The organism is Novosphingobium album (ex Hu et al. 2023) (assembly GCF_022832385.1).
Classification (GTDB): domain Bacteria; phylum Pseudomonadota; class Alphaproteobacteria; order Sphingomonadales; family Sphingomonadaceae; genus Novosphingobium; species Novosphingobium album.
Window position 1 is genome coordinate 12,497 of the sequence record NZ_JALHLE010000003.1, and the last position, 14,769, is coordinate 27,265.

12 protein-coding genes and 4 tRNA genes are annotated in these 14,769 nt (G+C 62.6%); 9 read left to right on the forward strand and 7 right to left on the reverse strand.

From position 1 onward, the window contains the following. Positions 1–84 precede the first annotated feature (84 nt). The gene (gene recG, locus MTR64_RS02255; protein WP_243990286.1) at positions 85–2,142 is read left to right on the forward strand and encodes an ATP-dependent DNA helicase RecG; all 2,058 of its coding nucleotides are present in this window, start codon (positions 85–87) and stop codon (positions 2,140–2,142) included. An 86-nt stretch (positions 2,143–2,228) separates the two neighbouring features. Here recG and MTR64_RS02260 read toward each other — a convergent pair whose 3' ends face one another. The 4 genes from MTR64_RS02260 to MTR64_RS02275 all read right to left on the reverse strand — a co-directional run bounded on the left by MTR64_RS02260 (position 2,229) and on the right by MTR64_RS02275 (position 7,028). Further along, positions 2,229–4,643, reverse strand: a complete 2,415-nt coding sequence (locus MTR64_RS02260; RefSeq protein WP_243990287.1) for a TonB-dependent receptor — start codon at positions 4,641–4,643, stop codon at positions 2,229–2,231. Positions 4,644–4,979: 336 nt separating this feature from the next. Then, positions 4,980–5,056: transfer RNA gene (locus tag MTR64_RS02265), tRNA-Pro, on the reverse strand. 86 nt (positions 5,057–5,142) lie between these two features. After that, positions 5,143–6,690, reverse strand: a complete 1,548-nt coding sequence (locus MTR64_RS02270) for a methyl-accepting chemotaxis protein (protein ID WP_243990288.1) — start codon at positions 6,688–6,690, stop codon at positions 5,143–5,145. Continuing rightward, positions 6,687–7,028: a hypothetical protein gene (locus MTR64_RS02275; RefSeq protein WP_243990289.1), complete on the reverse strand. Its 342-nt coding sequence runs from the start codon at positions 7,026–7,028 to the stop codon at positions 6,687–6,689. The genes MTR64_RS02270 and MTR64_RS02275 overlap by 4 nt, the downstream gene beginning before the upstream one ends. Positions 7,029–7,170: 142 nt before the next feature. Here MTR64_RS02275 and thyA point away from each other — a divergent pair, with 142 nt between their 5' ends. The 5 genes from thyA to MTR64_RS02300 all read left to right on the forward strand — a co-directional run bounded on the left by thyA (position 7,171) and on the right by MTR64_RS02300 (position 12,780). Continuing rightward, positions 7,171–8,106: a thymidylate synthase gene (gene thyA, locus MTR64_RS02280; protein WP_243990290.1), complete on the forward strand. Its 936-nt coding sequence runs from the start codon at positions 7,171–7,173 to the stop codon at positions 8,104–8,106. Positions 8,107–8,186: 80 nt separating this feature from the next. Further along, positions 8,187–8,960 (forward strand): enoyl-CoA hydratase/isomerase family protein, encoded by a 774-nt coding sequence (locus MTR64_RS02285; protein WP_243990291.1) that lies wholly within the window; start codon positions 8,187–8,189, stop codon positions 8,958–8,960. A gap of 140 nt (positions 8,961–9,100) precedes the next feature. Next, positions 9,101–10,399 (forward strand): 3-methyl-2-oxobutanoate dehydrogenase (2-methylpropanoyl-transferring) subunit alpha, encoded by a 1,299-nt coding sequence (locus tag MTR64_RS02290; RefSeq protein ID WP_243990292.1) that lies wholly within the window; start codon positions 9,101–9,103, stop codon positions 10,397–10,399. Positions 10,400–10,403: 4 nt separating this feature from the next. Then, the gene (locus MTR64_RS02295; RefSeq protein ID WP_243990294.1) at positions 10,404–11,456 is read left to right on the forward strand and encodes an alpha-ketoacid dehydrogenase subunit beta; all 1,053 of its coding nucleotides are present in this window, start codon (positions 10,404–10,406) and stop codon (positions 11,454–11,456) included. Positions 11,457–11,460: 4 nt separating this feature from the next. Further along, entirely contained in the window at positions 11,461–12,780 is a 1,320-nt protein-coding gene (locus MTR64_RS02300) for a dihydrolipoamide acetyltransferase family protein (protein ID WP_243990295.1), read from the forward strand. A gap of 6 nt (positions 12,781–12,786) precedes the next feature. Here MTR64_RS02300 and MTR64_RS02305 read toward each other — a convergent pair whose 3' ends face one another. Beyond that, positions 12,787–13,227 carry a hypothetical protein gene (locus MTR64_RS02305; RefSeq protein ID WP_243990298.1) on the reverse strand — a complete coding sequence of 147 codons (441 nt, stop codon included), beginning with the start codon at positions 13,225–13,227 and terminating at the stop codon, positions 12,787–12,789. Between the two features lie 215 nt (positions 13,228–13,442). On the opposite strand from MTR64_RS02305, the gene MTR64_RS02310 reads away from it, so the two are divergent. The 3 genes from MTR64_RS02310 (at position 13,443) to MTR64_RS02320 (ending at position 13,817) form a co-directional block, all read left to right on the forward strand. Further along, a tRNA-Asp gene (locus MTR64_RS02310) sits at positions 13,443–13,519 on the forward strand. A gap of 72 nt (positions 13,520–13,591) precedes the next feature. Continuing rightward, a tRNA-Asp gene (locus MTR64_RS02315) sits at positions 13,592–13,668 on the forward strand. A 72-nt stretch (positions 13,669–13,740) separates the two neighbouring features. After that, a tRNA-Asp gene (locus MTR64_RS02320) sits at positions 13,741–13,817 on the forward strand. An 84-nt stretch (positions 13,818–13,901) separates the two neighbouring features. On the opposite strand, the gene MTR64_RS02325 is transcribed toward MTR64_RS02320, so the two are convergent. Then, a complete protein-coding gene (locus tag MTR64_RS02325; protein ID WP_243990299.1) occupies positions 13,902–14,117 on the reverse strand; it encodes a DUF2842 domain-containing protein in 216 nt (71 codons plus the stop codon). Positions 14,118–14,119: 2 nt separating this feature from the next. Further along, positions 14,120–14,725 carry a 5-formyltetrahydrofolate cyclo-ligase gene (locus tag MTR64_RS02330; protein ID WP_243990301.1) on the reverse strand — a complete coding sequence of 202 codons (606 nt, stop codon included), beginning with the start codon at positions 14,723–14,725 and terminating at the stop codon, positions 14,120–14,122. Between the last annotated feature and the right edge of the window lie 44 nt (positions 14,726–14,769).

Genomic DNA, 14,769 nt, shown 5'->3' on the forward strand with positions numbered 1-14,769 from the left:
GAAGCTGACAGCCTTCGGAAATTCCGGGCATTGCTCCATAGCATAGTCTGGCGAAAAAGTGCGCGCGCAGAGTAAGAGGCAATCATGCGGCCCGAAGCGCTTAATTCCCTGTTCGTCGAAGTCGAGGCTCTCGAAGGTGTCGGCCCCAAGTTGCGGCGGCCTCTCGAAAAGCTCGGGCTCGCCCGGATCAAGGACGTGGCCTACCACTTGCCTGACCGTTTCGTGGAGCGGCGCGCGGTCATCGATCTGGACGATGCGGGGGTGGGCGAGAACATCGTGGTTTCGCTCACCGTGCGCGAACACCGATCGCCGTCGGGACGGGGGCCGTTCCGGGTTCTCGCGGAAGATGCCGTGGGCAATGTCTGCACGCTGACCTACTTCGGGCGTGCCTCCTACACTGCGAAGAAGCAGCTGCCGGTAGGTGAGACGCGCTGGGTGGCCGGGCGGCTCGACCAGTACGGGCAGATGCTACAGATCGTGCATCCCGAGCATGTCTCGGAGAGCGCCTCCGCACCGCTCGGCCAGCTGCGCGAGGCGGTCTATCCGCTCTCGGAAGGGCTGACGCAGGGGCGCGTGGCCGGGTTGGTGGCGCAGGCGCTCAAGGGCCTGCCCGAACTGCCCGAATGGATCGAGCCGGGGCTGCTGGCGAAGACGGACTGGCCAGCCTGGCACACAGCGATGCGAGTGGCGCACAAGGAGCCGGACGCAGCGGCGCGGGACCGGGTGGCCTACGACGAACTGCTCGCCAATGCTTTGGCCCTGATGCTGGTGCGGCAGAGCAATCGGTCGCAGCGTGGCACTCCGATGGCGGGTGACGGCTCACTGCGGAGCAAGCTGCGGCTGCCTTTTGCGCTGACAGGCGCACAGAAGCGCTCGATCGCAGAGATCGAGGGCGACATGGCGCAGTCCGCGCCGATGCTGCGTCTGCTGCAGGGCGATGTTGGTGCGGGCAAGACCGTCGTGGCGCTTTCGGCCATGCTCATAGCGGTAGAGGCGGGGGCGCAAGCGGCGATGCTGGCGCCGACCGAAATTCTCGCGCGGCAGCATTTCGAGACCTTGCGCAAGATGCTCGAAGGCACCGGCGTAGAGATCGCGCTGCTGACCGGACGCGACAAGGGCAAGGCGCGCGAGGCGATCCTGATGGGGCTGGTCGGTGGCTCGATCCAGATCGTGGTGGGCACGCATGCGATCTTTCAGGACACCGTCGAGTACCGGAACCTTGCCCTCGCCGTGATCGACGAGCAGCACCGCTTCGGCGTTGGCCAGCGTCTGATGCTGGCCCGCAAGGGCCGCCGCACGCCGCATACGCTGGCCATGACCGCCACGCCGATCCCGCGCACGCTGACGCTGGCCCAATATGGCGAAATGGATGTCTCGAAGCTCGATGAGCTTCCACCGGGCCGTCAGGCGATCGATACCCGTGTGGTTTCTGTCGAGCGGATGGGAGATGTCGTTGGCGCGCTGACGCGGCATTTCGAGACAGGGCAGCAGGCATACTGGGTGTGTCCGATGGTGCGCGAGAGCGAGAACGATGACCTCGCCGCTGCCGAAGCGCGGTATGCGGCACTGAAGGAGCGCTTCGGCGAGGATGTCGTGCTGGTCCACGGCCAGTTGCGCCCCGAGGCCAAGGATGCAGCGATGGAGCGGTTCGCTGCGGGCGAGGCGAAGTTGCTCGTCGCGACGACGGTCATCGAAGTCGGGGTCGATGTGCCCAACGCCACGCTGATGGTGATCGAGCAGGCCGAGCGCTTCGGCCTTGCTCAGCTCCACCAGCTTCGCGGGCGGGTAGGGCGCGGCAGTGAAAAGTCGACCTGCCTTTTGCTACGAGGCCAGAGCCTGTCGGAAACGGCCAAACAGCGCCTCGCCCTGATGCGCGAGACGCAGGACGGGTTCAGGCTGGCCGAGGAGGATCTGGAACTGCGCGGCGGCGGCGAGTTGCTGGGCACGCGGCAATCCGGCGATACGCCGTTCCGCATTGCCAGTCTCGAACAGATCCAGAAACTGCTGCCGCTGGCGCACGACGATGCGCGGCTCCTGATCGAACGCGATGGCGGCCTTTCCGGTTCGCGGGGAGAAGCGGCCCGGCTGTTGCTTTACCTGTTCGAGCGGGACTGGGGTGTCCAGTTGCTCCGCGGCGGCTGATACTTCCGCCTTGAAACAGGAAAGGGCGGAGGACCTTTCGATCCTCCGCCCTCTCAATGGCCTGGCCGTCTTATCGTCAGTGACGATCAGCGCGAGCCGAAGGCGTAACGCACGTTGATGCCGAACTCGCGCGGCGGCGTCATGGTTACACCGGTGTAGGTGCTGGTGTACGTCTGGGCCGAAGGCAGTCCGGTATTGGGATCCGGAATGAACGGATCACGATAGGACGTGAACAACGGCGCCGAACGGGTCAGCGTCTTCTGCGTGTTGAGCAGGTTCTTGGCGAACAGCGTCACGGTCCAGGCGCCGCCCTGATCACGGATGCCGGTGAACAGGTTGACGAGGCCGTAGGAGCTCACATCGTCGAAGGCATTGTTGGGATCGACCCGCGAAGCGCCGTTGAAGCTCAGCAGGCCGCGCACGAAGGCATCGGTACTGGCCGACAGCGGCAGGCGGTATTCGGAAGTCACGGTTGCGCTGAAGGGCGAGCCGAAGCCTGCCCGCTGACTGACCTGACATGCCGAGATGTTGTTGCTGCCGACAATGGCGGCAAGGTCACTCAGGCTCGGCGCTGACGTCGTCGCGTCCGGAATGCCGTCACCGTTCAGATCGTTGCACGGCACAGTGCCGTTCTTGATCTTGCCGAGTGAGTAGGCGGCAGTGATGCCGATGTCCCAGTTGTCGGTGACGTTCACGGACAGGTCGCCTTCAACACCGTTCACTTCCACCGGCACGGCGCCGACGAAATTGAACTGGGCGACTTCAGGATAGACCGTGACGGGAGTGGTGGACTGATCGACGCCGTAGTTGATGTAATAGACGCCCTGACCCGGAATGCGGTACGGGTAATTCTTGAACTTCTGATGGTACGCCGTGACGTTGAGGTGCGCGCGGCCACCCAGCAGCGTGCTCTTGAAGCCGATTTCATACGACTTGGAGGTTTCCGCCGGCAGGTTGAGGAAGCTCAGTTCAAGAGCGGACGGAGCGGCGCTGAAGTCACCCACGACGTTGAGGCCCGGACGCCATGAACTGCCGGTGCTGGCATAGACCATGAAATCCCGCGAGAAGTCGTGCTTGATCGAGGCGCTGTAAATCCACTTCTTGGCGCTCTGGCCACCCTGGACAACCGGACTGCCGTTGATGAACAGGCCGTTAGTCTCATTGTAGTCGATGTGGCGCAGACCGCCGGCGATTTCGGTGCCCTCGCCGATGTGTGCGGTTACGTTGCCGAAGAACGACTGTTCGTGGGAGTTGCCTGTGCGCGAGATCTCGGTCTGTGCGACAGCCGCCGTGAAGCCTTGGGTTGCCGAAATCGGAAAGCCGATGATCGTCGGCTTGTTCAGTTCGGTGGGCGTGTCGTTCTTGTAGTCGAAGAAACCGATCACATAGTCGAAGATGCCCAGCACGCGTGCATCATTCTGCAGACGGATTTCATGCGAGGTGGACGAGATGTCCGAATAGTTGTTGCGGTTGAACTGGCCGGTAAAGAAATCGCCCTTGTCCTCGTTTTCCAGCCCGGTCAGCTTCTGCGTGTAATGCTGGCCCTGGTAGATCAGGACCTGCCCCATGGCCGAAGCTTCTGCACGCCAGTTATAGATGTCGTAGATCTGCCGCACGTCACGGCCCGACTCCATGTTCGAGAGGCGGTCCTTGGTGCTGATGTAGACCGGGCTTGCCTGTGCGTCGGGATTGACCTCGCTGAACGAGGCGACCTGATCATAGGTCCGGGCCTTGCGGTCCAGGCGCTGGTACATGCCTTCCAGCTTCAGCCAGTCGGTCGGCTGAACGAGCGCCGAGATTCGGCCGCTCTTGGTGCGCGCGAAGGGGTCCTTGGCAGCATAGATCGAACGGACGCGATCGCCTTCGTTCTCGTCCCACACGCCGGCGGCACGGATCGCGGCGACGCCTTCGATGACCGGAATGTTGACGGCGCCCTTGAAGTTGAGCGTGCCGATGTCGTTGGCGGTCATGTCGGCGAAGCCGCCGTACTCATACAGGTCGGGCTTCTTGGCGGTGACGGTGATCGAGCCTGACGGGGAGGCACGGCCGCGCAGGGTGCCCTGCGGGCCGCGCTGCACTTCGATCATGCCGATGTCGTACATCTGCTGCAGGATGACGCCTGCGGTGATCGGCGCATCGTTGAAGTAGAATTCCACGGTCGGGTTGTTGCCGCTGGCATTCACGTCGAAGTTGACGCCGCGCAGCTTGGCGCCGCCGCCCACGCCATTGGCTTCGGATTCCATCTGAAGGCCAGGAACGATGGCAGACACGTCCTGGAAGCTGCGCATGTTCAGCTTGCTGACCTGATCCGCCGAAACGGTATCGATCACCGCCGGGACATCCTGCACGTCTTCAGCACGGCGGCGCGTCTGAACGATGATGACGTTCTCGGTATAGGAGGAATCACTCTCTGCTTCAGGTGCAGTGTCCTGAGCGAGGGCAGGTGTGGAAAGGCCGGCCACGCTCGCAGAGCACAGCAGTAGAGTCGACAGAAGGCGCATAATCTCTCCCAAGAGGGTTGTGCAGGATTTCCAGTTCTTGCGCGAGGGAGCTGAATTGCTCTCAGTTTTAAGTCAACAACAGTGTTGAGAGATTACGTGCCAGCGATACACTGTGGCTTCCGCGCCACGGGTCCCGCAAGAAGTGCACAAAAAGTGGCTAGGTTCGCGTCTAACAGCCGTTGATGACTGATGACGGCTTGGCCGGCGTGCATTCGCGAATCGTGAGCGATCGACGCAGACACGGGGTACTAACGGCAATGGGCGCCGAGGTTACCCTGACGCCAGGCCGAAGGGGCCGACGATGGCACGGCCATGCATAGTGCTTGAAGTGTGAAATGGTCGGGGAGAGAGGATTCGAACCTCCGGCCCCTGCCTCCCGAAGACAGTGCTCTACCAGGCTGAGCTACTCCCCGACCGATCGTTCCGCGTTGAAGCGGCCCGAGGCAGGAGCGCGCCTATAGAGAGCGATTCTCTAGGTGGCAAGAGGCCTTCGTGTATTTCATGCGGCGCGGCGTACCGAGGCGGATGTGGCGGCGGCGCCATTGCCGGTCTGTTCGCCGGTAAGATGGAAATGGGCGACGATGTCGGCCATGCTCACAGCCTCATTCGACAACTGCCGGGCAGCTGCCGTGCTCTCCTCAACCATGGCAGCATTCTGCTGAGTTGCAGAATCGAGACCACTCACCCGATCGTTGATATGGCCGATTTCGCGGGCCTGATCCCGCGAAACACTGGCGATCGTGGCAAGGGCTTCGTCGATGTGCGCGATACCCGAAACAATCGTCATCAGAGATTCTCCGGATTCGCCCACGAGTTTGACACCGCGCGAAACCTGTTCCGTCGATGTGCCGATGAGCGACTTGATCTCATTTGCAGCGTCAGCCGAGCGCTGGGCAAGGGCGCGCACCTCGGTCGCGACAACTGCAAAGCCCTTGCCCGCTTCGCCTGCACGGGCTGCTTCCACACCGGCGTTGAGTGCGAGCAGGTTCGTCTGGAAGGCAATACCGTCGATCAGAGTGATGATCTGACTGATCTCCTGCGCCGACCGTTCGATTTCTCCCATCGCATGAACCGCGGCTTCGACAACCGAACTGCCGTTGAGAGCATCGTCGCGCGCCCGCGCGACATTGGTCTGGAGATTGTGGGCGCTTTCCGCGTTAGCCTTTACCGTCCCATTGAGCTGCCGGAGCGTGTTGGCGATGTCCTCGAGAGTCGATGCCTGCTGTTCCGTGCGAAGTGCCAGATCGTCTGTAGCGCTGCGAATTTCGGTGGAGCCGGATTCAATCTGCCTGGCCGAGCCGGTTACGTCGCGCACGATGCGTTCGAGATCGGACGCCGCGGAATTGAAATGACTGCGCAATTCCTCGTAGCTTTCCGGGAAGGCGCGCATCAGCCGTTTCGAAAGATCTCCCTTGGCAAGCGAACTCAGGCCCGTGCCGATCTGGTCGATGACCTGCCTCTGCTGGGCGGCGGCCTCGTTGCGCTGAGCAGTTGCCTCTTCCTCGACCTGCCGGCGGGCTGTTTCCGCTTCGGCTTGCTCGATGACGAGCTTTTCGACGTTTCTGGCGATGACCAGAAGAACTTCCGTTTCAACCACCACGATCACGGCGTGGAAGACAACCCGGCCGAAGTCCGATCCGTTGGGGAAAACGATTGAAGGCGCTGCGAAGTTGGTCGTCAGGTGATGGACCGCAGTGACGGCGGCTGCGAGCAGGACTGGACGCCAGTCCGCGAGAATCGTGAGCATGGCAATGACGGCGAAGAACGTCATGTGAATGTCGAGCATCCAGTGTGCCCCGGTCCACTGCCAGAGCAGGATCGCCGGATAGAGGGGCAGGGCAAGGCCTATGGCCATCCGGGTCTGCAGATCGTTCGATCCGCGGAGCACTTGCAGGGACGGCACAACCGTGACTGCAGCCGCAACCACTAGCGGGAGAAACCCGGTGTCAGTGGCAAATGTACATGCTGCGATGGTCAGCACGCACAGCCAGCAGACCGCGATAAGGACCAGAGCGCCCTTGCGGCGCAGTTCGTTCAATTCGTTCATTGTTTTGCGACCACATTGCTTCCCGTGCTTCCGCACAGGAATTCAGGAACCGAGATAAGGAGTGCGCCATTGGACAAGGCGGCTGTGATGTTGACTTGCGCGCCCGTCCGCACGATGAAAGCGCCTTCATACGGGCCTGGCGCGATCAGGCTTGCGCCGTGCTCGCGGGACCATTCAATCGTGTTCGTCATGCCGCCCCCCGCCACGGGGAGGTAGATCGCCGTGCCCCCATGCACCGGAGACAGGGCAAACACCAGGGCAGCCAAAACCACGAAGCCCTGCAGTGCCAGTGGGCCAGGCAGGGCGCGCTTGACAAGGATTGAAGGTGACGGATGCATGATGGGCTTTTTACACGACGCGGGTCGGCGCCATGCAAAAACGGCACTAGGTGGAAACACCGGCGGCGTGGATGAAACGGAGCAAGTATCTTTCGTTAACCGGACCACGCCGGTAGGACTGGGGTACAGACAGAGGAAACCTATGCCGTCCGCACCCCTTTCGCACTTCGAACACCAGTATCTCGACCTGCTCCAGGAGGTTTGGGATCACGGCGATGAAAGACGCGACCGCACGGGCGTCGGAACCCGCTCGTTGTTCGGGCCGAGCATGCGGTTCGATCTGTCCGGTGATGCCGTGCCGCTGCTCACCACCAAGCGTGTCGCCTGGAAGACGGCTGCCCGCGAGATGCTGTGGTTCCTCACGGGCGATACCAACATCCGGGAACTCGTTCGGCAGAAAGTGCACATCTGGACGGACTGGCCACTGGACCGCTTTCGCCGCGAAACCGGTGAGGAGATCGACCGCGATACCTTCGAGGCACGCATTCTGGACGACGACGCCTTTGCTGCCGCATGGGGTGATCTCGGGCCCGTGTACGGCAAGCAGTGGGTGAACTGGGATACTTACGAACCGGTGGGCGACGGCCTGTTCCGCAAAGGGCAGCCGGTCAACCAGATCGCCCAGCTGGTGCACGACATCCGGCACAACCCTGCTTCGCGCCGGTTGCTCTTCACAGGCTGGAACGTCGCTGAACTGGGCGGCATGGCACTGCCGCCGTGCCATATGACCTATCAGTACCATGTCGCCGGCGGGCGCCTGTCGGGCATGTTGTGGCAGAGGTCCTGCGATCTCGGGCTGGGCTTTGCATTCAATGCCTTTTCGGCAGCGATGCTGCTGCGGATGCTGGCGCAGCAATGCGATCTTGAGCCAGGCGAACTCGTCTGGAGTGCAGGCGATGCGCATGTCTATCTCAATCACGAGCATCTGGTGCACGAGCAACTTGCCCGCACGCCGCGCGGCCATCCGATGCTGAAGATTGGCCGCCGGCCGGACTCGATCTTCGGCTATCGGATCGACGACTTCGAAGTACTGGATTACGAGCCCCATGCCCACATTGTGGCACCGGTGGCCGTATAGGCGGATTCCTGCACCGGGTTGACAAGGTCAGTCCGGCGTTTCAGCGCCGACCTCGATTGCCAAAGCAGGAGAGATGCGCCGTGTCGTTCGAAGTCAGCACCCAGAAGCACGGTCATGTGGGCGAAATTCGCTTCTCGGCACCGCCGCATAATTTCGCCTCTTCGGGAATGCTCTGCGCAATAGCTGACGCGATCTACGAGATGGATGGCGACGAAGAAGTTCGCTGCATTCTCCTGACGGCCGAAGGCAAGGTTTTCTGCGGCGGCGCCGATCTTGCCGGGGCCGATGCCGTACAGGGTGCCGACGGCATGAGCGAGATCGCGCTGTTCTATGAAAACGCGGCGAGGATCATGAACCGCAAGAAGGTGATGATCGCAGCAGTGCAGGGCGCCGCCATCGGGGCAGGACTGGGACTGGCGCTTGCCGCCGATTTCCGCATTGCCTCTGCGGCGGCCCGTTTTTCGGCGAATTTCGTGAAGCTGGGGTTCCATCCCGGTTTTGCGATCACCTACACGCTGCCCCGCGTGATCGGAGAACAGAAGGCCGCATGGCTGATGCTGTCGGGCAACCGTATCAAGGCGCAGGAAGCGCTGAATCTGGGTCTAATCGACCGCCTCGCGCCCGCCGAGAATCTCCTGGCCGAGGCGCTGACGATGGCTGGTGAAATTGCGTGCAATGCGCCTCTGGCATTGCTGGCGATTCGGGAAACGCTTGCGTCCGAAGCGGGCAGCAAAGCCGCGGCCACGATGCGGCACGAACATGCCGAGCAGACCAAGCTGAAGGAGACCTCCGACTACGCCGAGGGCGTAGCCGCCGTTTTCGAGCGCCGTACAGCGAACTTTACCGGGCGCTAGGCGTTTTTAGCACCCAGGAAGCGCGTCCTGCGCCCGGCGTTGCACGATTGACATTACCGAACTGAGTAATATTATGACCTAACCGTAGAATTTTGATACACAAGGTTCTCACGGCCCGACGATGGCGGGAGAGCATGAAAATGGCCGAAAGTCCGGTCCGATCAGGTAAGCCGCGGGGCAATTTGCCGCCGCTTGAATTCCATGTCCCGGAGCCGCGCTACCGGCCCGGAGATACGGTCGATTATTCGCATCTGGTAATTCCCGAAGCGGGAACGGTTACGCGACCTGACGAGGCATGTGATGCCCGTGACACCTGGCCTCTGACCACTGACCTGATCCGCGTTCTCGACGATGCCGGCTATGCCCTGGGCCCGTGGAATCCCCATCTCGATCCGGAAACCCTGCGGCGTATCCTGCGCATGATGGCGCTGACCCGCGCGTTCGACGATCGCATGTATCGCGGCCAGCGGCAGGGCAAGACCAGTTTCTACATGAAGTCCACCGGCGAAGAGGCGATTTCGGTCGCCTGCGCCTTTGCGCTGGCGGAGGACGACATGGTGTTCCCCAGCTACCGCCAGCAGGGGATCCTGATCTCGCGCGGCTATCCGCTGGTAGAGATGATCAACCAGATCTACTCGAACCGCGCGGACCGGCTGAAAGGCCGCCAGTTGCCCATCATGTATTCGGCGAAGGACTACGGCTTCTTCACGATCTCGGGCAATCTCGCCACGCAGTTTCCGCAAGCGGTGGGCTGGGCCATGGCCAGCGCGATCAAGGGCGATACCCGGATCGCAACCAGCTTCATCGGCGAGGGCTCGAGCGCGGAAGGAGATTTTCACGCCGCGATGACCTTTGCGGCCGTTTACAATGCGCCCGTGGTGCTCAACGTGGTCAACAACCAGTGGGCCATTTCCAGCTTCTCCGGCTTTGCCGGTGCCGAGCGTACGACGTTTGCCGCGCGTGCTGCCGGTTACGGAATTGCCGGTCTGCGCGTTGATGGGAATGATGCGCTGGCGGTCTATGCAGCGATGGAATGGGCGGCCAACCGCGCCCGCGCCAACAAGGGCCCGACGCTGATCGAGCACTTCACCTACCGCGCCGAAGGGCATTCCACCTCGGACGATCCCAGCGCCTATCGTTCTGCCCGCGAGGCCGAGGAATGGCCGTTGGGCGATCCAATTACGCGGCTGAAGAATCACCTCGTGGCGTTGGGTGAATGGTCCGACGAGCAGCACGCCGGGATGGACAAGGCGTTGGCCGAAGACGTCCGCGCGGCCACCAAGGAAGCCGAGAAGAACGGCATCCTCGGCCACGGTCTGCACCACCCGTTCCACACGATGTTCGAGGACGTTTTCGAGGAACTGCCCTGGCACCTTCGCGAGCAGGCGGAACAGGCCATCCGCGAGCGCCGGACCAAATGGCCCGAGTGGAAGGAGTAAGGGCATGCTGGAAGAAGAACCCGTCAGCCTCCACGAGGCACCCACGCGCTCGCTCAACATGATCGAGGCCATCAACGAAGCGCTCGACATCACCATGGCCCGCGATCCGGACATCGTGATCATGGGTGAGGACGTCGGCTTTTTTGGTGGCGTGTTCCGCGCCACGGCTGGGCTTCAGACGAAATACGGCAAGAACCGGGTGTTCGATTCGCCGATCAACGAATGCGGGATCGTCGGCGCAGCGGTGGGCATGGCCGCCTATGGCCTGCGTCCGGTCCCCGAGATCCAGTTCGCGGACTACATCTATCCGGGCCTTGACCAGCTCGTCTCGGAAGCGGCGCGACTGCGTTATCGTTCGGCGGGTGAGTTCATAGCGCCGATCACGATCCGCTCGCCCTTCGGCGGCGGGATCTTCGGCGGCCAGACCCACAGCCAGAGCCCCGAAGCGCTGTTCACGCATGTCGCTGGTCTCAAGACGGTGATCCCGTCCACCCCGCATGATGCCAAGGGCCTGCTGATCGCCGCGATCGAGGATAACGATCCCGTCATCTTCTTCGAACCCAAGCGCATCTACAACGGTCCCTTCGACGGGAATTACGACAGCCCCTCCAAGACTTGGAAATCACATTCCGGGGGCAAGGTGCCGGAAGGCTACTATTCGATCCCGCTCGGCAAGGCGCGCACCGTGCGTGAAGGTTCCGCCATGACAGTGCTCGTCTACGGCACCATGGTCCACGTCGCCGAGGCCGTGCTGGAAGCCAAGGGCGTCGATGCTGAAATCATCGATCTGCGCACGCTGGTGCCGCTCGACATAGAGGCTGTGGAAAAGTCCGTGGAAAAGACGGGTAAATGCCTGGTGATACACGAGGCGACCCGCACTTCCGGCTTCGGCGCGGAGCTGGCTGCGCTCGTGCAGGAACGCTGCTTCTACCACCTCGAAGCCCCGATCGAGCGCGTGACCGGGTTCGACACGCCGTATCCGCACAGCCTCGAGTGGGCCTATTTCCCCGGTCCCGTCCGCATTGGCGAGGCGGTGGACCGGCTCATGAAGGATTGATCCGATGGGTCGCTTTACGTTCCGCCTCCCCGATATCGGGGAAGGCATTGCCGAAGCCGAGATTGTCGCCTGGCACGTCAAGGTCGGTGACATGGTCGAGGAAGACGGCCGCCTGGCCGACATGATGACCGACAAGGCCACTGTGGAAATGGAAAGCCCGGTGGCCGGCAAGGTGATCGAGGTCGCGGGCGAGACGGGCGACGTGATCGCCATCGGCTCACCGCTGGTCGTGCTCGAAATCGAGGGCGAAGGAAATCAGGTGGACGCGGAGCGCGAGGCCGCAAAACCCGAGCCTGCCGCGATTGCCGAAGAACCTGCGCGAGCAGAGGCAACCGTTGCCAGACCTGAGCCGGCTCCGGCCCCCGAAGCGGTTGACGCACAATCAGCCCCGTCTCCTGCACCCATGGCAACTGGCGCAGCGGTTGCCGCGCCGAGGGCACCTGCTGGCCATGCGAAGGTCATGGCCAGTCCGGCCGTGCGCAAGCGTGCCGTCGATCTCGGCATCGATCTGGGCGAAGTGCGCCCTGCCGAGGACGGCCGCATTCGCCACGCCGATCTGGATGCCTTTCTGGCCTACAACGCAGCGGGCGGCTTCCAGCCTGCCGGGCACAAGGGCAAGGACGAACAGGTCCGTGTCATCGGCCTGCGCCGCCGCATCGCCGAGAACATGGCGGCAGCCAAGCGCAACATTCCGCACTTCGCCTACGTCGAGGAATACGATGTCACGGCGCTGGAGAACGTGCGCGGCCAGCTCAATGAAGGGCGTGGTGACCGCCCCAAACTCACGATGCTGCCGTTCCTGATCACCGCGATCTGCAAGCTGATCCCGAAGTACCCCATGCTCAACGCGCATTTTGATGACGAAGCAGGAGTGGTTACGCGCTACGGCTCGGTGCATCTCGGCATGGCGGCGCAGACCACGGCAGGGCTGATGGTGCCGGTGATCCGCGACGCACAGGACCGCAACCTGTGGCAACTCGCCGCCGAGATTTCGCGCCTTTCCGCCGCCGCACGTGACGGATCGGCCAAGTCGGCCGAGCTTTCCGGCTCGACGATCACGGTGACCTCGCTCGGCCCCATGGGTGGCGTGGCCACCACGCCGGTAATCAACCGGCCCGAAGTCGCGATCATCGGGCCCAACCGCATCGTCGAGCGGCCCATGTTCGTGAAAGATGCCGGTGGCATGGAGCGGATCGAGAAGCGCAAGCTGATGAATATCTCTATGAGCTGCGATCACCGCGTGGTCGACGGATGGGATGCAGCCAGCTTCGCACAGGACCTCAGGAAGCTGATCGAGGCGCCTGCTCTGATCCTCGCCGGGTAAGCTGCGTCAGCGCACGATCCCCGCATAGGCGATCTCTCCGCGCCCGCGGGCAGCTCTGCCTGCCGGAATGCGCCAGCGCACATGCGTGACGTCTTCAGGCACTGCCTCGTGGCCGTCGATACGCAAGTTCTCGAGGCGGCCCCAGGTGCGGCCTCCGTCGACCGAGACTTCCTGCATATTGCTGGCACTTTTTTCATAGGCGAGCGAAGCGGGAAGGGGGTTGGTGATAACGAAGCCGCCGTCTCCGCCCATCCGGAACCATCGCACGACCGTAACGACCCGGTCCCCGGGCGCGAGTTGCCGTGCAGGCTCGAGACGACGGCTCGCATCCGGGTCGATGCGTTCGACGTAGACCGCGCTATCAGTGGCAACGGCGGCCGGTACCTGGGCTGTGACGGACGAGGCAAAAGCCGCACCGAGCGTCAGGGCGGCTGCAAAAGGGATCATTAGCTTCGAAAACACTGGTTTCATCCCCGGCATGCCCGTTCGTGGGCGCCCCGCAGAATGGCTGCACAGTCGCCAAAATATGGTTAACGCCATTTCGCCATCGCAGGGCCGAAACGGTCCCCGGCAAAAAATCGATCGGCTCCCGGCTAGGCTGTTGACAGGCCCCCACGGCTGGCTTAGTGGCGCGGCTCCCAAGCGGACGCACCGCAAAGTACGCGGGTGTAGCTCAGTTGGTTAGAGTGTCGGCCTGTCACGCCGAAGGTCGCGGGTTCGAGCCCCGTCACTCGCGCCACTTGGGATCTCTACCGGGAAAACCGGAAGAGATGCGGACGGTCAGGGTCAACCTGATCATTTACATTGCTGCGCGGGTGTAGCTCAGTTGGTTAGAGTGTCGGCCTGTCACGCCGAAGGTCGCGGGTTCGAGCCCCGTCACTCGCGCCACTTGGGATCTCTACCGGGAAAACCGGAAGAGATGCGGACGGTCAGGGTCAACCTGATCATTTACATTGCTGCGCGGGTGTAGCTCAGTTGGTTAGAGTGTCGGCCTGTCACGCCGAAGGTCGCGGGTTCGAGCCCCGTCACTCGCGCCACTTCCCACGAAGTGGTTCCAGCAGCAAAGAACGAGGCCGGGGAAACCCGGCCTTTTTTATTGTCCGCACCGGTGACCGAGAGCATCAGCTCCAGCGCCCGGTCTCCATCCAGATCAGGAAGCGCCGCAAGGGCAGGATCCAGATCACGCCGAGCACCACATAGACGGGCGTCTGGGCAAGCGCGTTCCACTCGCCGATCAGGGGCGGCACGAAACTGGCGACCGCGATTCCATAAACAGTGAGCGCAAGGACCAGCAGAAGGACGCCGATGGGAATCCGCAACGTCGGAGCTTCGCGCATTGTCACTGTTGTCCTTCGTAGATGCGGGTCGGTGTTACCACTGCGGCAAGCGGGTGGTCGTGGGGTTCGAACGGCAGCTCCTCGGCGATCTGGCAGTCCCATGCAAGACCGATTGCAGATACGCCGGGATGGGCGGCCAGCCAGCGGTCATAATGCCCGCCGCCCTGTCCGAGCCGGTGGCCGGAAGCGGTGAAAGCGAGGAGCGGTACGACAACGATGTCCGGAATGACTAGCCCATCGCCTTCTTTCGGCTGCAAGGCGCCCCAGGGACCGGCAGTCAGCAGATCATCGTCCCACGGATTGTTCCAGGCACGAAACTCCATGACCGCATCACGTCCCGCGAACCAGGGTAGGGCGACCTGCCTGCCGTTTTCCGCAAGCCAGCGGGCCCATCCGATAGCAGGGGCCTCGGCGCCGGTGGGATGGTAGAGTCCGACCGCGGCGCCTTCCGGGATCATCGCCACAATCGGGGCTGGGGGACGTTTGAGCACAAGCGCACGCAAGCCCTGTGGCAAGCCGGCTACGTGATCCGCACGCGCCTTGCGATGGGCCTTGCGCAAGGCAGCCTTTTCGTCGGCGAGGGAAATGGGGGGTGACGGGTCCACCATGGGTCGTTTTCCTAGAAATCCTCTGACGCCTCAACGTCAGGTGG